Below are 20,653 nucleotides of genomic sequence, written 5' to 3' on the forward strand. Positions count from 1 at the left end.
TCACAATTGAATATTTGAAATCCACTTTCAATTAGGGTACAATGGTAGAAATGATTTTTGAAAGGATTCCCATGAAAAAAATAGTAACACTTCTATTAATCTCAACTTTTGCCCTTGCTGGATGTAGCAGTATCCAACGTAGTCTGCGAGGGGATGACTATGTAGATTCTAGCTTGGCTGCTGAAGAAAGTTCCAAAGCAGCTGCCCAATCTGCCAAGGATCTCAAAGACGCCTTGACAAATGAAAATGCCAATTTCCCACAACTATCTAAAGAAGTTGCTGAAGACGAGGCTGAAGTCATTCTCCATACAAGTCAAGGAGATATCCGCATCAAACTCTTTCCAAAGCTAGCCCCTCTTGCGGTTGAAAATTTCCTAACTCACGCAAAAGAAGGCTACTATAATGGCGTTACCTTCCACCGAGTGATTGATGGCTTTATGGTTCAGACTGGTGATCCAAAAGGAGATGGTACAGGTGGCGAATCCATCTGGCACGATAAGGACAAAACAAAAGATCAAGGAACTGGTTTCAAGAGCGAAATCTCTCCATATCTCTATAACATCCGTGGTTCTCTCTCCATGGCTAATACTGGCCAACCAAATTCCAATGGTAGCCAGTTCTTCATCAACCAAAATACGACGGATTTTTCTGCCAAACTCCCTACAAGTAGCTATCCAAAGAAAATTATCGAAGCCTACAAAGAGGGTGGTAACCCTAGTCTAGACGGCAAACACCCTGTCTTTGGTCAGGTCATTGATGGCATGGATGTTGTTGACAAGATTGCCAAGGCTGAAAAAGACGAAAAAGACAAACCAACTACAGCTATCACTATTGATAGTATCGAAGTAGTGAAAGACTACGATTTTAAATCTTAATACTCTTCGAAAATCTCTTCAAACCACGTCAGCGTCGCCTTACCGTATATATATGTAACTGACTTCGTCAGTCTTATCTACAACCTCAAAGCAGTGCTTTGAGCTAACTTCGTCAGTTCTATCCACAACCTCAAAACTGTGTTTTGAGCAACCTGTGGCTAGCTTCCTAGTTTGCTCTTTGATTTTCATTGAGTATAAAAACAAAAAATACAGTATCCAATCTTGATACTGTATTTCTTTTATTCTCATTTTAAGTTAAGTTGTTAAAATCCCAGATTTGGTCCATCCAACCTTCATAGAAGTCTGGTTCGTGGCAGACCATAAGGATAGATCCCTTATATTCTTTCAGAGCTCGTTTGAGCTCATCCTTAGCATCCACATCCAAGTGGTTGGTCGGCTCGTCCAGCACTAAAACATTGTTTTCACGGTTCATCAAGAGACAGAAACGAACCTTGGCTTGTTCTCCACCTGACAAGACTTGGATTTGACTTTCGATGTGCTTAGTCGTCAAGCCACAGCGAGCAAGGGCTGCACGAACTTCTGCTTGGTTGAGAGCTGGAAAGGCATTCCAAACTGCTTCTAAAGGTGTCTGGCGATTGCCACCTTCCACCTCTTGTTCAAAGTAGCCAAGTTCCAGGTAATCTCCACGTTCAACTTCGCCAGCAATTGGTGGTATAATTCCTAAAAGACTCTTCAAGAGGGTTGTTTTACCGATACCATTGGCACCGATAATGGCAACCTTCTGATTGCGTTCAAAGGTAAGATTTAATGGTTTTGTAAGTGGGCGGTCGTAACCAATCTGCAAGTCCTTGGCTTGGAAGATAAAGCGTCCTGGTGTACGAGCTGGTTTAAAATCAAAGGACGGCTTTGGTTTCTCACTTTGAAGTTCGATAAGGTCCATCTTATCCAATTTCTTCTGGCGAGACATGGCCATATTACGAGTTGCGACACGCGCCTTATTACGGGCTACGAAATCCTTGAGATCAGCAATTTCTTTCTGTTGACGCTCATAGGCTGCTTCCAGTTGCGATTTCTTCATGGCATAGACTTCTTGGAACTGGTAGTAATCTCCAGAATAACGAGTCAACTGTTGATTTTCTACATGATAGACGATATTGATCACATCGTTGAGGAAAGGAATATCGTGAGAGATAAGAACAAAGGCATTTTCATAGTTCTGCAGATAGCGCTTAAGCCAGTCAATATGCTCAGCATCCAAGTAGTTGGTTGGCTCATCAAGCAACAAGATATCTGGCTTTTCAAGGAGGAGTTTAGCTAAAAGTACCTTGGTTCTTTGTCCACCTGACAAGGCTGTTACGTCTGTATCCATACCATAATCCATAACACCAAGAGCACGCGCGACTTCGTCAATCTTAGCATCCAAGGTATAGAAGTCACGACTTTCCAAACGGTCCTGAAGTTCGCCGACTTCTTCCATCAGTGCCTCGATATCAGCTCCTTCTTCTGCCATTTCCATGTAGAGTTCATTGATACGTGCTTCTGCCTTAAATAACTCATCAAAAGCAGTACGAAGGACATCACGCACGGTTTGACCTTCTTTGAGCACAGCGTGCTGGTCAAGGTAGCCTGCAGTCACATATTTAGACCATTCCACCTTACCTTCATCAGGTACCAACTTACCAGTCACGATGCTCATGAAGGTTGATTTCCCTTCACCATTAGCACCGACCAGACCGATATGTTCACCTTTGAGGAGACGGAAGGATACGTCTTCAAAAATCGCACGGTCACCAAAACCGTGACTCAAATTTTTAACTTCTAAGATACTCATTTTAATTCCTTATCTTGTTTTTATGTAGTAATTTATAGAGGAGCCAAGCCAGGTAGCCACCCAAGGTATTGGTCCACAAATCATCAATCTCAAAGACTCGATTAAAGTCCAAGAAAAAGTCTAAAACTAGTTGCGTGCATTCAATTCCCAAGCTCAATAAAAAGCTAAACAAAATCACTTTCTTAGTATTTCTTAGACCAGGCATGAGATAGAGAAGTTGGAAAATCAGTGGGAAGAGCAAAAGGATATTTAAGGCATTTTGTAAAAATATCCAGAATAGCTGCAGAAGGCTGGTTACTTCACCCAGTTTCCAAAAGGAGTTAAAAGGCGTCAAAAGAAAAACCAGGCGTCCAAAAGTTTGAATACCTGGAGTTTCCACTCCTGTAGGAAGTTGAGGTTGGGGAGTAAAGCAAAAACAGACGATACAAAGACTGTATAAAAGCACTCCCAAACTTAGTAATGTTTTTCGATTCATCTTATGGATTTACTTCAGCTACTGCTTTTTGACGATCACGCTTCATGGTATTTGAACGCAACTGTCCACAAGCCGCATCGATATCAGTACCATGTTCCTGACGAACGACACAGTTGACACCTTTTTTCTTGAGTGTATCATAGAAGGCCATGACACGCTCTTTAGGGCTTCGGCTATACTGGTCATGCTCACTAACTGGATTATAAGGAATCAAGTTGACATAGGACAATTTCTTAATGTTTTTAAGCAATTCTGCCAACTCGAGTGCCTGCTCCACTCCGTCGTTGACTTCATTTAGCATGATATACTCAAAAGTCACACGGCGGTTGGTTGTCTCTATGTAATACTCGATAGCTGCAAAGAGTTTTTCAATCGGAAAGGCACGGTTGATCTTCATAATGCTAGAACGAAGTTCATTGTTTGGAGCATGAAGAGAAACGGCAAGGTTAACCTGTACGCCTTCATTAGCAAAATCGCGAATCTTGTGAGCCAAACCTGAAGTTGATACTGTGATATGGCGAGCACCGATAGCCATTCCCTTATCGTCATTGATGGTACGGATGAAGTTCAAGACATTATTGTAGTTATCAAATGGTTCCCCAATTCCCATAACTACGATATGACTGACACGTTCGTCCTGTCCACGCTCATCAAAATATTTTTGAACCAGCATAATCTGAGCGACGATCTCCCCGTTATTAAGGTCACGTTGCTTCTTGATCAAGCCTGATGCACAGAAGGTACAACCGATATTGCATCCTACCTGAGTCGTTACACAGACTGACAAACCATAGTGTTGACGCATCAGTACAGTCTCAATCAACATACCATCTGGCAACTCAAAGAGGTACTTCACAGTACCATCGGCTGACTCTTGCACGATGCGTTGTTTCAATGGATTGACCACAAACTGGTCGTTGAGTTTGGCAATCAAATCCTTAGACAAGTTGGTCATTTCTTCAAATGACTGGACACGTTTACGGTAAAGCCACTCCCAGATTTGGTCGGCACGGAATTTCTTTTCTCCTTGCTCCAAGACCCACTCTTGCATCCCTTGACGTGTTAAACTATAAATCGACGGTTTCATCTTTTCTCCTTATTTTCTAGTCCTTCTTACGGATGACGAAATGACGCTGCCCCTTGTCTTCTTTCTGGGATTTTTGTTCTTTTGAACGTCGTCTATTTCTTTTATCTGTATGATTTCTTTTCTTGTTTTGAGAAGGTTTCTTTCCTTTTCGAGAATCTTTTTCTTCCTCTTTTTTGCGCATTTTTTGGTCAAAGGACGCCCGCTTAGGCACTTGGTTTTCTAAGACAAAATAGGCACAACCATAGCTACAGTACTCTAGTAGATAATCCTGCAAGCGACTGATTTTTTCTAAAGACTCTTCAGCGCGTTCATTCTTATAAAAGCCTCGCAAGCGCAACTGTTCATTACTCCAGTCTCCTACGATATAGTCGAACTTAGTCAAAACTTCTGAAAAACGTTGAGTAAAAGCCGTTACATCAAAAGCATCCTTGCTATTTTCAACCAAGGTAAAAGCAAAACCTTCAGCCTCGACCCTAGATCCAGTCACACGAAACTCTGGACCAGGGAATTTATTGTAATTGTATAATTCAGGTGCAATCTCTTTACGCATAATTTTCCTTTTTCAACGATTTCTTAACACTCTATTTTACCATATTTTCGGGATATTTTCACCTTTAGTCTTAAAATAAAAAAAGTCTGACGATTTAAGAATCCAATCTAAAAAATTCGTTTTTCCCGAAAAAAGAAAAAACTGGGAAAATCCCAGTTTATAAATATTATAGGTAAAGGAATTTGAAGATTGCTACCGCTGCAATCGCTGCAAGAATCGGTGCAACTACTGGTACCCATGCATACCACCATTTTGAATCACCCTTGTGTTGACCAAGGATTGATTTTGGAAGGAAGGCATGAAGGAGACGTGGTCCAAAGTCACGAGCTGGGTTCAAACCAGGTCCTGAAGGTCCTCCAAGTGAAGTAACCAAAGCCATTACCAAGAAACCAAGTGCCATGTGACCTACTGCAACACCTGCTGTTGTATGAGGTGCTGTTTGAGCTTTAATTGCCAAGTCGGAGAAGTCAACAGTTTGACCTGCTTGAGTTGCCATTTGTTTCATGTATTGGAGGACTTCAGCTCCAAAGAAGTTCTTTGTCAAACCAAGCGCTGCAAAGAAAAGAACGAATGATCCAACAAACTCATTGATAAATCCGTTCACAGTTGCTGCAAAACGAGATTCTTTTGTACCTTGGTCCAAACTTGAAATAGTTGAGAATGATCCCAAGATATTGTTTGCTTTTTCAGTTTGCAAGTAGTAAGGACGGTGAGTTGCAACAACCAAGGCTTGTCCGAAGATTGCTCCCAAGACTTGTGCAACGATGTATGGTACTACTTGTGCCCAAGGGAAAAGTCCGCTAACTGCTAGACCAAGAGTGAAGGCTGGGTTGATGTGGTTACCAGAAACATTACCAAACATCAAGGCAGGGATCATAACCCCCATACCGTAACCAACAGCGATAACGAGCCAGCCACTTTGATGACCTTTCGTACCTTTAAGTTCAACGTTGGCAACTGCACCATTTCCCAAGATGATCAAGATGGCTGTTCCCAAAAATTCAGTGGCATATTTGACTGCCCATGCGAAATCCATTGATAGATTCTCCTTAATATTTTTTAGACAATCCCTATTCTATCAATTTTTAAGCCTTTTAGCAACAGATTTTCTAAAAGAATACTACGGGAAAACGCTTTTATTTTAGTTCTTAAAAAAAGACCTAACAAACCTAGTTTGTTAAGTCAAAATTTTGATTATTCTTGACGCTGACCAAAGTCCTTAATCATCTGATCCATTTCCTCACGACTTGGTGTCGTTAGCATATAGAGAAAGTCTCCTTGCAATTCAGCAAAGGCTGCAGGCATGATTTTTTTGACCTTGAATTGCTGACCGTATTTGGCGAGCAAGTCTTCTTCTGAATAAACATAGTTGGCATTGGCGCGACGGGATGTTGCCAAGCAATACTGAGTTTCAAACGGAGACTCTGGGAATGTTTCACCTGCAACGATAGCTGCATAGCCCTTGTACAAATCAAAAGAATGCGCATAGTTATAGACATCAATAGTGAAGCCACCCGCTGGACGGTTATTGTACTCAATGGCAATATAATCATCACCCTCACGGAAGAACTCGATATGGAAGAAACGTTCTTTCATACCAAATTCCTTGACGATAGCCTCACCATACTTGCGAAGTTTCGGATCCATATCTTTAAGAACATAATAAGAATTGTCCATCTTGTAAATCATGAGATCAAGGGGTGTATGTGCATAGTCAAAGGTAGTTGAAAAGACAATATTCCCATCTCTATCCACCAAACCATCGAAGGTACAGATTTCACTAGAGGTAACAAATTTTTCAAAGAAATAAACTGTTGAATGGTCCCATTCAGCCTTAAAGTGGTTTACATCATCTTCTGTTTCAAGTTTGAAGGTTGCAGCTGCCCCAACTCCATTATCAGGTTTGGCAATCATGGGAAGACCGATTTCTTTCACAGCTTTGTCAACATCTGCTTCTGTTTCAATGACAGCACCTGGCACAACTGGAACTCCAGTTTTTTGGAAGAGTTTTTTCATTTCAGACTTGAACTTGGTCTTCTTGAGGTCTTCTGGTTTGGCACCAAAAACATTGAACTGTTCACGAAGAGCAGCATCCAACTCTAGCCAGTATTCATTATGAGATTCGATGCGGTCAATTGGACCATGCTTATAGAAAAGAAAGGCAACTGCTCGTTTAACCTCATCGATATTTTCAAGATTATCAACTCGGAAGTACTCCGTCAAGCTATTGCGTAATGGTTCATCTAGTTGTTCGTAGGGTTCTTGCCCAATCCCTAGAACGGTGATTCCTTTATTAGCTAGCTCAATACTAAACTGTTGGAAATTTTGTGGGTAATAGGGTGAAATTACAAGATAATTCATAAGCGACTCCTTTTATAGACTCATGTGACCGAGGAAATATGGCATTTGTTTGCGCCACCAATCCCAATCGTGGGCAACATCGTGTCCCCATTCAGCAAACCAGGCAGGAATTTGTTTTTGGTCAAAAGCTTCTTTTAACTTGTAGTAAGAAGGCAGGCCATCATGCTCCCAAGCACCTAAGCCAGTACAAATCACAATCTCAGCCTGACGGTAACGGTCAATAAACCAACCATCATTTTGATTCCAGATATAGTCTACTGGTGAATTTTGATAGATAGCATCATCATTGCAGTAGTCACCTACAAAGAAACGCGCATCATAGACACCACTGAGGGCGATTACCTTGGTAAAGACATCTGGATGCTGAAGGAAAAAGTTAAGTGCATGATAGGCTCCCATAGAGCAGCCTGTTGTCATCATGCCGTCGAACCAGCCTGTCTTGTGCTTGATAAAAGGAATGGCTTCTTCAATAACGTATCGCTCATAAGCACGGTGCATTTCAGCTTGGTCATGACCATTTTTCCATGTTGCTAGCCAACTCTCACTATCGACACTTGAAAGGGTAAAGAACTGAACACGACCTTCTTCGATGAAGGATGAACAAGCATCAATCATGCCAAAATCATAGTATTCATTGTGGCTACCACCTGAGGAAGCAAAGACAACAACTGGGATGCCTCCATGTCCGTATCGATTGACATACATTTCACGGTTAAGATGACCACTCCAGTGGCTAAGATGTTCAATATTCATATCCTGTCTCCTTTATACTAATTACCAATTTTCTGCAAAAAAGCGTAGGCAAGCTGGGAGATTTTCTGACCATGGCACTTCATGGTGAATGGCTCCAGCCTGAACCTTGAGAGAGAGATTTTCCAACTCAACTCCTCCTGCTATCAAATCATGATAATAGCGAAGGGAAGAGTCGATATAGGCCTGTTTGATATTGCCTGCCATGAGGGTCTTATCCGTATCATCAGCTTCTTCCGTCCCAACATAGATAAAGACACGTTGGTCAGGAAAGAGTTTTTTACGCTCCATATAGCGATCAAAGGCCTCTTGGTGAAGCCAGTTGGCTGATGAGAACACTCCCAAACACCCAATCTGATCCTGATACTCCAAGCCAATAAACTGGGTAATATTGCCACCTAGAGAAGACCCAACCATAGCAGTGTGCTTGCGGTCAGACTTTGTACGATAGTTTTCGTCAATAAAAGGCTTAACCACTTCCATGACAAACTCAGCGTACTCGACTCCCTTACCACCAAACTGTTGACCGGGAATATTAGACTCTTGGAATTTCCATGCCGCATACTCATTCATCCGTCCTAGGCCATCATTATCAATGGCCACTACAATCATACGGCTGATATCTGGATTTCGTTTGATGGCTGGGATAATCTTCCAGGAATGTCCAACGTAAGATTCCTTACTATAAAAGACGTTTTGTCCATCGTGAAAATACACAACTGGGTAGCTTCTATCCGTGTCTTTATCATAGTTTTTGGGGAGGAGAACACGTACCCGGCGCTCCTTACCTGTGTAGGGAACCACTAATTTATGCTCTCGCATTTTTAGATAAAAATAAGATTGATTCATTGTCAGAAAACTCTCTATATTCAAAATTTTATCTTATTATAGCACAAAAATAGAAAAAAAGTCAGTTTCCGTCTAATTTTAGAACAAAAAACTAACTTTTTCTACTTATTTTCTCTATTCTTCTGGATTTTCTAATTAGAGGAGATCGTCAATTAGCTCATCAACTGCATCCTTCTCAGCTTGAGGCGTAATTTCAGTAATCATGATTCCTGCTACTGCACGTTCAACCAAACCTTCGACATCCATTCGCCCTTCATACTGCTCCGCATTCTTAATCTTTGGATTTGTCTTCGGACGATCGGGTGCAAAAATAGTACAACAATCTTCAAACGGCTGGATAGAAATTTCAAAAGTATCAATTTCTTGCGCAATGTCAATGATTTCTAGCTTATCCATAGTCACAACTGGACGGATAATCGGTGTATTAGTCACCGCATTGATAGCCTGCATACTCTCCAGGGTTTGGCTTGCCACCTGACCAAGACTTTCACCATTGATGATGACCAAACCATTTCTCACTTCACGGATACGGTCTGTAATGCGCATCATAAAGCGGCGAGTCAGAGTCATGAGATAAGCTTCTGGAGCCTTAGCCTTAATCTCTTCTTGAATCTCCGTGAAAGGCACTTCGATAAACTGGATATTGCCACCAAATTTAGTCAATTTACGGGTCAAATCCTGAGCTTTCTTGAGGGCACCTGGACTGGTGTATGGAGGGCTAGCAAAGTGAACAGCCTCGATATCCACACCACGTTTCAAAGCAAGATAACCTGCTACTGGTGAGTCAATCCCACCTGACAACATGAGCATGCCTTTCCCTGAAGTTCCAACCGGTAAACCACCAGCTCCTCGAATGGTTTCATAAGAAAGATAGGCCGCCTCTTCACGAATCTCCACCTGAAGATTGATGTCAGGATTTTTCATTTGTGCTTGTACATTGGGAATGGCTTCAAATACTGCACCACCAAGAGTTTGGTTCAACTCACGACTGTCTAACTCAAAGTTGTGATCGCTTCGCTTGCTTGAGATTTTAAAGGTCATACCTTCCTTGTAGATGTCCTTCATAATCTCTTGGACAGCAGATTTCAGAACTTCTACAGATTTTTCAACCTTGTATACTGGCGAAAAGTTTTGAATTCCGAAAACTTGCTTGAGTGATTCGGCAACTGCTGTATAGTCGGCACCATTTAGATAAGCATGGGCACGATCGCGGTCTGCTGTCACTTTGACTTGAGGATAAATGGACAAAACGTCTGAGATATTATTACGTAGTTTATTGATGAAACGCATCCGGTTTTTACCCTTGGTTGAAAGCTCTCCGTAGCGAATCATAATTTCTGAATACTGCATGAATGCTCCTATCTTACTTTTTTAGTTTGATTGTAAATTAATTTTAGTTTAGTCAAAAATTGCTCAACTTGACTCATGTCATTTTCTAGGTCTAGACTGAGACGAACTGCTGACTGGGCTTTATCCTTTTCAATCCCCATGGCAATCAGAGTCCCAGCAGGTTTCCCAGCCTTGGACGAGCAAGCTGACGTTGTAGAAATGAAAATATCATAGTCTTCAAAAGCATGAACGATGACTTCCCCACGAACTCCCTTAATTCCGAAGGTCAGAATATGAGGCGCAAAGTCTTCCTCACCTGAGAAAACAAAAATATCTGGATAATCAAGAAGAGCCTGACGGATGACTTCCTTCATCTGACTCGTTTTGTTAGAAAACAATTCCAATCTTTCCATAGCTAGACGCAGTGCCTTGGCTGTTGCTGCAATTCCTGCTACATTCTCAGTTGTTGAACGATAGTCACGCTCTTGACCACCACCAGTTAAAAGCGGTGTAATTTTCTTGCCAGACTTGATATAGACAAATCCAACACCACGAACTCCATGGAATTTATGACTAGAGAAGGTCGCAAAATCCACTCGGTCAGTCAAATACTTTTCTGTTGGTATTTTAGCCAAGGCTTGAACCGCATCAACGTGGAAGGAAATCGTTGGCTTATCAGCTAATAGTTCTGATATAGCTTCAATAGGCTGGATTGAGCCGATTTCATTGTTGACTGCCATAACAGAGACTAGCGTTGTATCAGGACGAAGTAGGTTTTCTAAAGCAGTTACATCTACAAATCCTTTTTCATTTACAGGTGCAAAATCCACTTCAAAACCTTGAGTCTTGAGCCAGAGAGCCGACTCCTTGACTGCTGGGTGCTCAATAGCTGACACAATAATGTGTTTACCAAATTGCGCTTTTTCAAAAGCCACACCTTTGATAACCCAGTTATCCCCTTCAGTCCCACCAGAGGTAAAGAAGATTTCTTCGCTTTTCTTGCCAATTAAATCCGCAATCTGCTGACGAGAAGCTTCTAAAATTCTGCTAGATTGGTCTCCCAAACGATGGAGACTTGAAGGATTTCCTATAATCTTTGAAGCAACCTGCATATAAGTCTCTAAGGCTTCAGGGTATGGCTTGGTCGTTGCCGAATTATCAAAGTAAATCATGGTTTCTCACGCTTTCTAAAATCACTCCTTCTATTGTATCACGAAACAGTTCAGGCGACAAGAAAGGCAATTCAGGTTCATTTAAGTTTTTTTTAAAGATTTTCGGTATAATGATTTTTAGTAAAGGAGAGATATTATGTCTAATTATCGTAGAACATCAAAACCTAAAACGGAACACATCAAAAAAGGATTTACTGTTTTTCAAAAAACGATTGCTACTATCGGTAGTATTCTGGGACTGATTACTGCAAGCATCACCATCATGAATGCTATGAATAACAACAACAATAATAACTCTAAAAAAGAAACTACGACAACCCAGACAACTGTCATAAAAGAGATTCAAAAGGAATCCCCTCAAGAGAACACTACTCCCAACAAGGATAATACTTCTACAAAGGACAACACACAAGAAGAAACGACAAGTCAATCTAGTAGCAGTGAAGAAAGCAAGAAAGAAGAGTCGACAAGTAAAAAAGAGCAAACTGACACTCCTTCTAGTACACAAGCAACAGATACAGCTACTACAGCTACAAGTGGGGCTTCCTAAAAATAACCAAAAACCAGTGATTGTTGCAGCACTGGTTTTTTACATGATTCAATATCGAGCCTATAAAAAAGCGAACAAGACCAGATTCTGTTCATCAGAAAACTAGTTTTGTCCGCTTTTTTTGATTGAGGCTGGGACAAAAGTCCTATCCTCTCAATTGTCTTTGGATTGTCGAGCAAGACGCAGTGGTTGAGTGGGCTCTTCTACGCTGATTTCATCAGCTTTTACAGCCCTACTCAACTGTGCGGAGGTGGGACGACGAAATCGAATTCTAACGAATTACCGATTTCTGTCCCACTCTCTATGACTTGGATGCTTATTACATCATCTTATTGGTCTTCTTTTTTCTTTCCCATTGCAAACATACCAAGAAGTGCTCCTACTAGACCTACGGCTGCAAGGCCAGCATTTTCTTTAGTGCCTGTCTCTGGGAGTTTGTATTGATGACTTGCAGGTGCTTGGTAGGTCTTATCTTGTGACATAGTAAGAGCTACAAGAGACTGCTCATCTTTGTATTCTGGAACCTCATGGATAGCACCTTCTGCTCCATTGACACCACCTGTGAATTCTGGGCTTACTTCTTGAACAGCTGCTTCGACACCATTCACTCCACCAGTAAACTCTGGGACTTCATGAATAGCTGCTTCTGCTCCATTGACACTGCCTGTGAATTCTGGACTTACTTCCTGAACAGCTGCTTCGGCACCATTCACTCCGCCAGTAAACTCTGGAACTTCATGAATAGCGGCCTCTGCTCCATTAACACTGCCTGTGAATTCTGGGCTTACTTCCTGAATAGCTGCTTCTTCACCTGCTGTACCAATAGCTCCTGTATATTCTGAAACTTCATGAACAGCTGCTTCGACTGCGTTAACGCCACCCTTGAATTCTGGTACTTCTACTACTGGTGCTGCTTCTTCACCTGCTGTGCCAATTGCTCCTGTGTATTCTGGAATTTCCACTACTGGAGCTGCTTCATCGCCTGCTGTGCCAATAGCTTCAGTGTACTCTGGAACTTCATGAACAGCTGCTTCGACACCATTTACTCCACCGGTAAATTCTGGAACTTCTACTATTGGTGCTGCTTCATCACCCTTACTTGTAGTTGGAGCTGGTTTCTCTGGTTCTTCCGGAAGTTCTTGGTGGAATGTAGTCATTTCGTAGAACTCTGGTCTGCCACCTTCCCAAACAAGTTTGACATCCAATAATGGAGACTTATCTCTGACAACAAATGTTTGGAAGCTTGAGGTAATTTCACCTAGTTCTGACCAAGCATCTGCTTTATCTTCTTTCAGAGTACGAGCAAGCACACGAGCTTTCACTCCTTGAGGAAGACTTGAAACAAGTCGGATATGGTTAGCATCTGTCGGTTCTGACAAGTGGTAGACAAGCTCACCTTGTTCTTTCTCAGCCTTGTAGCTTGTCAAGACTTTACCATCAACAATATTAGTGTAAAGGTTGCCTTGGCTTTCACCGCTGTTTCCTTCTACAGTTGGGTCATTGATTGGTTTCACGAATTCACCATCATTGATAACCAACTCAGTGAAGCCTACAAAACGAGCATCATAGTCTGCTGTAAATAGAACACGGAGATAGTTGGCTTTAACTGGGCTTGAAAGTTCACCCTCGATATAGCGATTTCCAGGCATCTTAGAATCATGTGTCCAGCCATCGGTCAAGGAATCATCACGTGTTTCATTAGCAAGGCCGTCACCAACTGTCACAACATCTGTCCAAGTCTTGCCATCTTGACTGACTTGAATCTTACCATCACGAAGATAGTTTTGAGTGCCGTCTTGGATGTAAGCTCTAATCTTCTTGATGTCGCGTTCGCTACCAAGTTTCAAGGTGATATGACCATCTTTACGAGCATAGTCTGAAAACTCTACAAAGTTATTGTAAACACCATCAAACAATTGATCCAAGTTCTTGATCTTACGAACGTCATTTCGACCGTATGTTGGGTGGATTCCCATTGATGTAGAATCAAGTGTTGTTGGTTGAACTTCTTTTGTTTTAACAAGTAGAGATGTTGCTGTCACTGCTTGTTCTTGATCAGTCTTATTAACCAGACGAACATAACGTACCAAGGACTTATCAGTCACTTGATCAGCTGGATACCATTCTTGGGCATTTGGAGAGAATTCCAAGTTGAGGGATGGATTTTCAGTACCAAGTGCTTGAATGCTTTCAGCTTGGTGAAGACGATCAAGTTTCATACCCAAGTAGCTATTAGCTGGAAGCTTAGTTCCGCTTGGAATTTGCAGGTCATAACGGCCCAGGCTATCATAGACTGGAGTTGACTTCAAGCTTTCAACATTTGTATCAGTCAATTCGCTATTGCCTGCACGTGTTTCAACTGAGAAGTCAGCTATACGCCACCATAGGTTGATGTTCTTAGTATTGCGAACACGGACGTAGCGAGCTGAAATTGGAGTTTCAATTTCTTTGGTTTGTTCACCAGTCAAGCGATCCAATTCTTGCCATGAGCTACCATCTGCAGAATACTCAAGAACACCTTCTGCTAATTTATCTCCTGATCCTTGAACAAGACGAACCTTAGTCACAGGTTTGACTTCACCCAAGTCAAGTTGTACCCAACCATTGACTGGAGTTGTGTCTGTTCTATCAGCGTTTGCAAGCATGGCTTCAGTATTGTCACGTCCATCTGTAATTTGACCAACCGTTGTGTTGTACTTGTACATAAGATTTGGACTGATAGTCACAGTAGCTGACTGTTTAGTACGAGTAACTTCTACAGGGCGGTTAACAGCAATTTCTCTTACAGCAAACCAAGTATTTCCACGATCTGAAGTCGCAATCATTCGAACAGCTTTTGCATTGATATTAAGATTTTCAAATTTAAGAAGAGGTTCATTACCAGTGTAACTTGGTTCTGAAAGGGTTACCCACTCATCATTTTCATTGAGGTACTCAACTTTAGCATTGTTAAAGGTATCACGAGGATTTGCTTGAGTTCCCATTGCAAATGTCAAGTTTTGGATTGGAACAGCTTTGTTAAATTTCAAGCCAATGTAGTCACCAGTTTGAATACTGTTTGGTGATTTGATCAAGGCATGAGTTCCTAGATCTCCGTCAGTCACTTCAGCAAGTCCACCTTCTACACCTGTACGGTTAGTGATAAAGGTACTAATCACTTGATCTGGATGCAAGGCTTTTTGAACTTCTGTTGCAAGGATCTCACGAAGTCCAAGCAAGAATGGACGGATATGTTGAACACCTAACTCAGCTCTCTCATCATGGTCTACATAATGGAAGGTATAAGTTTGAGACTGTTCATATAGTTTCAATCCCTTATAGTAGCTATCCCATAGTTTTGCAGAATCATTGGTTTCGATAGCTTCTGTACCATCAAGAAGAGCACTTAAGGCATCCATTTGGTCAATGGTATTATCCAACCAATAGTGGATTTGAGCACGCATCTTCTCATCACCAGATGCTTTATAAAGTTGTGCTGCAGCTTTTAGTTTAGCAAATTCTGCACGCAATTCTTGACGCTCTGCACTGACATCTTGACCAGCTTTCAACTTAGACATGAAGCTTGCCAATTTCGGTGCAAGTTCAACAGACTCTTCCAATTTCACAACACGACCATCCATGTTTTGGTTGATCATATGTTTACCAAGCTCACGGAAGGCAAGAGATGTCTCACTATCTGTAAACTTACCGTTTTCAACAAAGTTGAAAGCGATGTCATTTACTTTCTTAGCTTCTTCTTCAGACTTCCATTGTTTCCATGCATACTGAGCTGCAGAGAAGAGGGCAATCTTCGATGGCTCAGATTGTTGCATTGGGTTCAACATGATACCTGATAGGAGACTAGGGTCCACATTTGGATGAAGGAATTTCTCACCACCACCCAAGATCAAGTGTTGTTTAGAGTTATCTGTAACAGGCCAGTTTACCCATAGAGAAACTGGTCGGTAGGTCTTACCTCCTGCAGTCAGGTTATTCTTAAGGTTAGAGAGGAAGCTTTCAGACACTTCACCCCAAATCTTACCACCAGTAAGGGTCATAGAAGTTGAAGTTGGAAGATTTTCATTTAGAGATTTCAACTCATCTTCACGACCATTACCCCAATACTGACCTGGGACAAAAATCATTTCCTTACGAAGGCCAACATAAGTTGCTTGTTTTTCAGTCAACCAATCTGTCATGTCCTTCATCAAGCGGTTGTAGCTATTGTAGCCACCAACTGGACTTGGAGCATCATCGGCCAAAATACCGAACTCACGAACACCGACATCCATCAATTGAGTGAACTTAGCCTTAATGGTTTCCAAATCTTGTTGGTAATCAGCATCGTTGCCAAAACGGATACGGTTGTTCATGAATGGGTGGATGGTCCAAACATAACGAGTCTTGTTTTGGTTTCCGACACGTGCCAATTCACGAATTTCAGCTAGTTTTTCTTCTGGATAAAGTTCACGCCATTTCTTGTTGTGGTATGGATCGTCTTTTGGTGCAAAGAAGTATTGAGTCAACTTCAAGTCACCACCATAGCGCATCAACTCAGCACGATCAGCATTGCTCCAAGGGTTACCATAGTATCCTTCGATAAAGCCACGATTCTTAATTTCAGCGAAGTCTTCAACTGTTACGTTACGCAAGACTGGAGCTTGACTTTCATTGAGCATGTGTTTCAAGGTTGTCAAACCATAGAAGACAGCATCTGTATCCTTACCGACGATAGAGATTGTATTGTTCTTGATTGACAAGGCATAGGCATCAATCTTGTCAAATAATCCTTGAGAAATTCCTGACACTTCTTTTTCAGCCTGTGAATTTTGTCCATGAACACCAAGGTAGATATTTGTTGCACCTGCTACAGGTGCTTGGCTGCTTGTGTATGAAATTTGATGATCTTGTAGAACACTCTTCAAGCGGTTACGAGTATAGATATCTAACTGATCGCCCATAACAAGATTTACTTGTTTATGGAGTTTCGTAACGCCTTCACCATAAGTTACTTTTTGTGGTGTTGGGAATACCTTATATTCTTTCTTGAGATAGTCTTGACTTTGTACTGCTGCAGCAACTACGTCATCACTAGCAGGTTTGCTAGCTACAAAGCTATCAGCAAGTTCAGTTGTACCATCGCTTACTTCTTCAACTTTAGGTTTTTCTGGAGTGACAGGTTTCTCAGGAGTGACAGGTTTTTCTGGACTAACTGACTCTTCTGGTTTGCTATCAGAAAGTGGCTTAAGAAGTTGAATCTCTGCTGCACTACCAAATCCACGCACACCTTCTAGAACTTTAAACTCTATCTTATCTGTTTCAATAGCCTCAAAGTTTACTGTTTTTTCTTTGGCATTATTTTCCCAAGTTCCTGAGGCAACTTTAACCATCTGACCATCTTTTTGAGCATAGATTTCATAAGATGTTACGACACCATTGCCACCACCTGGACGTGGAAGGTAGGTCAGACCATTTACTTTTTCTGCTGCTTTCAAGTTCATTGCAACAGTGAATGGAGCCTGATCTCCAAACCATTTTGAATGCCAGAAGGTATTTGGATCATTGTCGAAGGCTTTTTCTACTGGACCTTCAGTATTGGTTCCTGGTAATTCCTGACTTGTTGCAGAAACTGTAAATTTATCATTTGGAATCAAACGCGGATTTACGAATGGTTCATTTGACAACTCAGCACTATGCAAGATTCCTTTGAAGCCACCGATTGTTTCAAGAGGTAGAACCAAACTATTATGAGCAAAGCGAGGGTAAGCTGGATTTGCAATACGTTCAACTTTTTCGCCATCTACATAAACTTCAGTCACTTGAGGTTTGGTTACGACAGAAATTTGATAACGTTTGTTCTTTTCAAGTTTTTTGTTAAATTGGATATGGAATTGTTCAAACTTATAAGCGAGGTAGCCATCCTTATCCGCAAGATAAAGTTGGTTGTCTCCGCTAGTTGAGAAGGTTTGTTGACCATCACCAGTTACAGTGACATCCAATTTCAAGACATGACTCGGACCAACATCACCAACAAGACCTTCGATAGTGCTATCTTTTTCGAAGTTCAAACCTTCTTCAGTCTTCTGTACTTTCTTAGCAAGATAATCTTTGATGGTTTCTGGATTGATCTTGAACAAGTCACTTTCGAATACTGTCTTATCAGGATTAGATTGTGGTGCATAAACACTTGTTGGCAAGGTACGCTCTGCAAAAGTCTTGCCTGCACGATCAGATCCCCAAGTACGTTCTGCAGTAGTCTGCATACTCTTGAAGAAACGTTTAAAGATATCGTAAGAAGTAAGTCCAGTTTCATGAAGGTCAATATTGTCATTCCAAACTGCGTGACCACCACCGATAATGTTTGGATTAGATGCTTCTAATCGAGGTCCTCCACCTGTTGTAAAGTCATTTGGAGTCCAACTATTGTATTGGCGTTCATAACTTGCATAGTCTCCGTAACCACCTTGACTATTGCTTCCACTAGGAACACTATAGGTTGGAATATCTGTGATATTGATAATCTTAGCACCTTGAGCAATAGCATCAGCTGGACGTTGCCATCCGATACTCCAGATATCAACTTCTACATCTTTCCAATCAACTGGCGTTGTACCTGGTTTAGCACTAAGTGAACCCCAAATACGTGGTGTATAGCCTTTTCCTTTGATGTACTGGATCATATCATTTACAAAGCGACGATAACTTTCTGGATTTCCGTAGTACTCATCTGTACCGATATGAACAGTAGAAACACCATGAAGTGGTGCATCTTCACCATCAAGCAATTTATCATAGACTGATTTGACAAAAGCAAGAGTTTCATCGTACTTATTATCCAAATCCAACATAGCCACACGTTCTACATTGTGTTTTCTCTCACTAAGTCGCCCCTTATACATCAAGTCTGGACGAACTTTAACGAATGATAGAGCGTGACCTGGAGTGTCAATTTCAGGAACAAGGTTGATATGCAAAGCTTTTGCCCACTTGATAATATCTTGCATCTCTTCCTTGGTGTAGTGCTCTTTTGATGTTAATTTTTCACCATTGTCACCAACAACATCTGTTTCTACACGGAAGCCAGTCTTAGCATTTTTTAGGACATAATCCAGTTCCTCTTGAGGAGTAAGATTTTTCCCTGCTAAATGATCTTTTAAGAAGATATAATTGTCATTCAAGTGCAACTGCAAGTCGTTCATCTTGTAGTAGGCCATATTGAGCATAATATCTACAAGCGTATCATAAGGAATAAACTTACGACCTGTATCTAGCATAAAGCCACGGTGGCTGAAGCTTGGGAAATCACGGATTTCACCATTCTGTAAGTCTTTTTCTCCCATCTGAAGGAGAGTACGAGTTGCATAAAAGGCACCTGTATTTGTGGCTGCTTCTACTGTAATCACACCATTTTGGATAGTGATTCCGTAACCTTCCTTACCATAACCCTTATCTTCAACTTTTTTAAATTCGATCCGTTTCTCAGCTTCTTGACCACCAAGAGCAAGTTCTAGACCACGACTAGTAAGGTCTAACTGATACATAGATGCTGCTTGATCGAAACCTGAATCACCCAGAGAAATTACTGAATTTGCTGTAATTGAAGATTTTCCTTCAGTTCCATACCATTGTTGAACTGCTGGGGCAACTGCTGGTTTGGTTCCAACACCTTCGTCTGCATGTAAGCCTTTAATAAGGACTTCAAATTCTTTTGTGAAGGTATGAGTATCCTTGATTTGTTGAACCATTACCTTAACAGTTTGGTCTGTTAAGGGTTTGTAGATTTTATTATTAAGATCAACAACTCCCTGTTTGTTGCTACCAATCAAGCTAACTTTTCCTGGCAAGCTCGGTAAAACAAGTGACTTACCGTCTTCAGCAACTGTTAGTTCTGTAACTTGGCGAATGTCTGTCGGTTTGCTGGCATCAGGGATATTTGAATAAGCGCGAATCTCTTGGATACCAACATTTTTCCAGTTCATAGTACCAGCTTGATAGTCTGTGATTTCAAGTTTAAGGTACTTAGCATGGATAGCTTCTTTTAAGTCAACCTTTTCATCAAGAACAGGTGTTCCTGTTCTTTGATGAGCCAACTTCCATTCTTTGTTACCTGAACCATTTACATCATCTTGCCCAGCGTAGTAGAGATTCCAAGATTTGATATTTGGATCGTTTTGTTGACCACGAAGACGGCGATCCCAATCAATTTCCACATGCTTAATTACAGTTGTCTTTTCAAGTGTAAATTCGATTGTTGGTTTCTCAACGTTTTGGTCAGTAGCCCAACGAGTATCAGGTTTGCCGTCGATTGCCTTTTCTGCTGTAAATGGTGTGTTGGCTTCATGGTTTGAAGCTGTGGCAGTTGCCTTTTCTAGATGATTGACATCTGCTGTTTCAACTAAATCCTTAACAACTGGTTTTGTTTCAGCTTGAGGAGCAACTGTCGGAGTTCCTACTTCTTTCTTCGGAGTTTCTTCTACATTTGGCTGAGTTGCCACCTCAGTGGCTTTATTTTCGACGGCACCAGCATTTGCTTCAGCTTTATCAATAGCTGATGCTAAATCTGCTGGTAACTTTTCCAGTGGTTGGACCTGTGTTACTGCTCCCTCAGTTTCTACAGGAACTTCTTTTTCTGCCGCTTGAACCATTCCGGCACCAAAGATACTGGCACCAATCATGACAGAAGCTGCACCAATCGTAAATTTACGAATACTGTAATGACACCGTTTCTCAAATAAGTGTTTTCCCATTTTTCTCCTGTTTCCTTTCATACGCTTCAAGAGTAAGCGTTCTCATTCCCCTTTAGAAAAAGAGAGGACCTAGAGGTCCTCTCCGGGTTTTGTTTTTCTCCACTACAATAAGTAAGGAGTTCGAGCCATCGTTAGAC

Annotated in this window: 13 protein-coding genes; 2 read left to right on the forward strand and 11 right to left on the reverse strand. The window is 41.4% G+C overall.

Features of this window, described 5'->3' with window-relative positions; translation table 11 throughout:
• Positions 1-71 precede the first annotated feature (71 nt).
• Positions 72-875, forward strand: coding sequence for a peptidylprolyl isomerase (locus HMPREF2987_RS02275; protein ID WP_075229156.1), 804 nt, complete (start codon positions 72-74; stop codon positions 873-875).
• A gap of 250 nt (positions 876-1,125) precedes the next feature.
• Here HMPREF2987_RS02275 and HMPREF2987_RS02280 read toward each other — a convergent pair whose 3' ends face one another.
• From HMPREF2987_RS02280 to HMPREF2987_RS02325, 10 genes are all read right to left on the reverse strand, one after another.
• A complete protein-coding gene (locus HMPREF2987_RS02280; protein WP_075229157.1) occupies positions 1,126-2,667 on the reverse strand; it encodes an ABC-F family ATP-binding cassette domain-containing protein in 1,542 nt (513 codons plus the stop codon).
• A gap of 1 nt (position 2,668) precedes the next feature.
• The gene (locus HMPREF2987_RS02285) at positions 2,669-3,142 is read right to left on the reverse strand and encodes a VanZ family protein (RefSeq protein ID WP_075229158.1); all 474 of its coding nucleotides are present in this window, start codon (positions 3,140-3,142) and stop codon (positions 2,669-2,671) included.
• A 1-nt stretch (position 3,143) separates the two neighbouring features.
• Entirely contained in the window at positions 3,144-4,229 is a 1,086-nt protein-coding gene (gene rlmN / locus HMPREF2987_RS02290; RefSeq protein ID WP_049503002.1) for a dual-specificity RNA methyltransferase RlmN, read from the reverse strand.
• A gap of 16 nt (positions 4,230-4,245) precedes the next feature.
• Positions 4,246-4,779 (reverse strand): YutD family protein, encoded by a 534-nt coding sequence (locus tag HMPREF2987_RS02295; RefSeq protein WP_075229159.1) that lies wholly within the window; start codon positions 4,777-4,779, stop codon positions 4,246-4,248.
• A gap of 166 nt (positions 4,780-4,945) precedes the next feature.
• Positions 4,946-5,815, reverse strand: coding sequence for an aquaglyceroporin Gla (gla, locus tag HMPREF2987_RS02300; protein ID WP_075229160.1), 870 nt, complete (start codon positions 5,813-5,815; stop codon positions 4,946-4,948).
• Positions 5,816-5,973: 158 nt separating this feature from the next.
• Positions 5,974-7,140, reverse strand: coding sequence for an ATP-grasp domain-containing protein (locus HMPREF2987_RS02305; RefSeq protein ID WP_075229161.1), 1,167 nt, complete (start codon positions 7,138-7,140; stop codon positions 5,974-5,976).
• A gap of 12 nt (positions 7,141-7,152) precedes the next feature.
• On the reverse strand, positions 7,153-7,893 hold the full coding sequence (locus tag HMPREF2987_RS02310; RefSeq protein ID WP_075229162.1) for an esterase family protein: 741 nt from the start codon (positions 7,891-7,893) through the stop codon (positions 7,153-7,155).
• A 21-nt stretch (positions 7,894-7,914) separates the two neighbouring features.
• A complete protein-coding gene (locus HMPREF2987_RS02315) occupies positions 7,915-8,739 on the reverse strand; it encodes an alpha/beta hydrolase (RefSeq protein ID WP_075229163.1) in 825 nt (274 codons plus the stop codon).
• A gap of 135 nt (positions 8,740-8,874) precedes the next feature.
• Complete coding sequence (gene thiI / locus HMPREF2987_RS02320; protein ID WP_075229164.1) at positions 8,875-10,089, reverse strand: tRNA uracil 4-sulfurtransferase ThiI; 1,215 nt, start codon at positions 10,087-10,089, stop codon at positions 8,875-8,877.
• Between the two features lie 8 nt (positions 10,090-10,097).
• Positions 10,098-11,240 (reverse strand): cysteine desulfurase family protein, encoded by a 1,143-nt coding sequence (locus HMPREF2987_RS02325; RefSeq protein ID WP_075229165.1) that lies wholly within the window; start codon positions 11,238-11,240, stop codon positions 10,098-10,100.
• A 136-nt stretch (positions 11,241-11,376) separates the two neighbouring features.
• Here HMPREF2987_RS02325 and HMPREF2987_RS02330 point away from each other — a divergent pair, with 136 nt between their 5' ends.
• Positions 11,377-11,790, forward strand: a complete 414-nt coding sequence (locus tag HMPREF2987_RS02330) for a DUF6556 family protein (RefSeq protein WP_075229166.1) — start codon at positions 11,377-11,379, stop codon at positions 11,788-11,790.
• Between the two features lie 329 nt (positions 11,791-12,119).
• On the opposite strand, the gene HMPREF2987_RS02335 is transcribed toward HMPREF2987_RS02330, so the two are convergent.
• Complete coding sequence (locus tag HMPREF2987_RS02335; RefSeq protein ID WP_075229167.1) at positions 12,120-20,516, reverse strand: SIALI-17 repeat-containing surface protein; 8,397 nt, start codon at positions 20,514-20,516, stop codon at positions 12,120-12,122.
• Between the last annotated feature and the right edge of the window lie 137 nt (positions 20,517-20,653).

This window comes from Streptococcus sp. HMSC067H01 (assembly GCF_001814775.1).
GTDB lineage: Bacteria > Bacillota > Bacilli > Lactobacillales > Streptococcaceae > Streptococcus.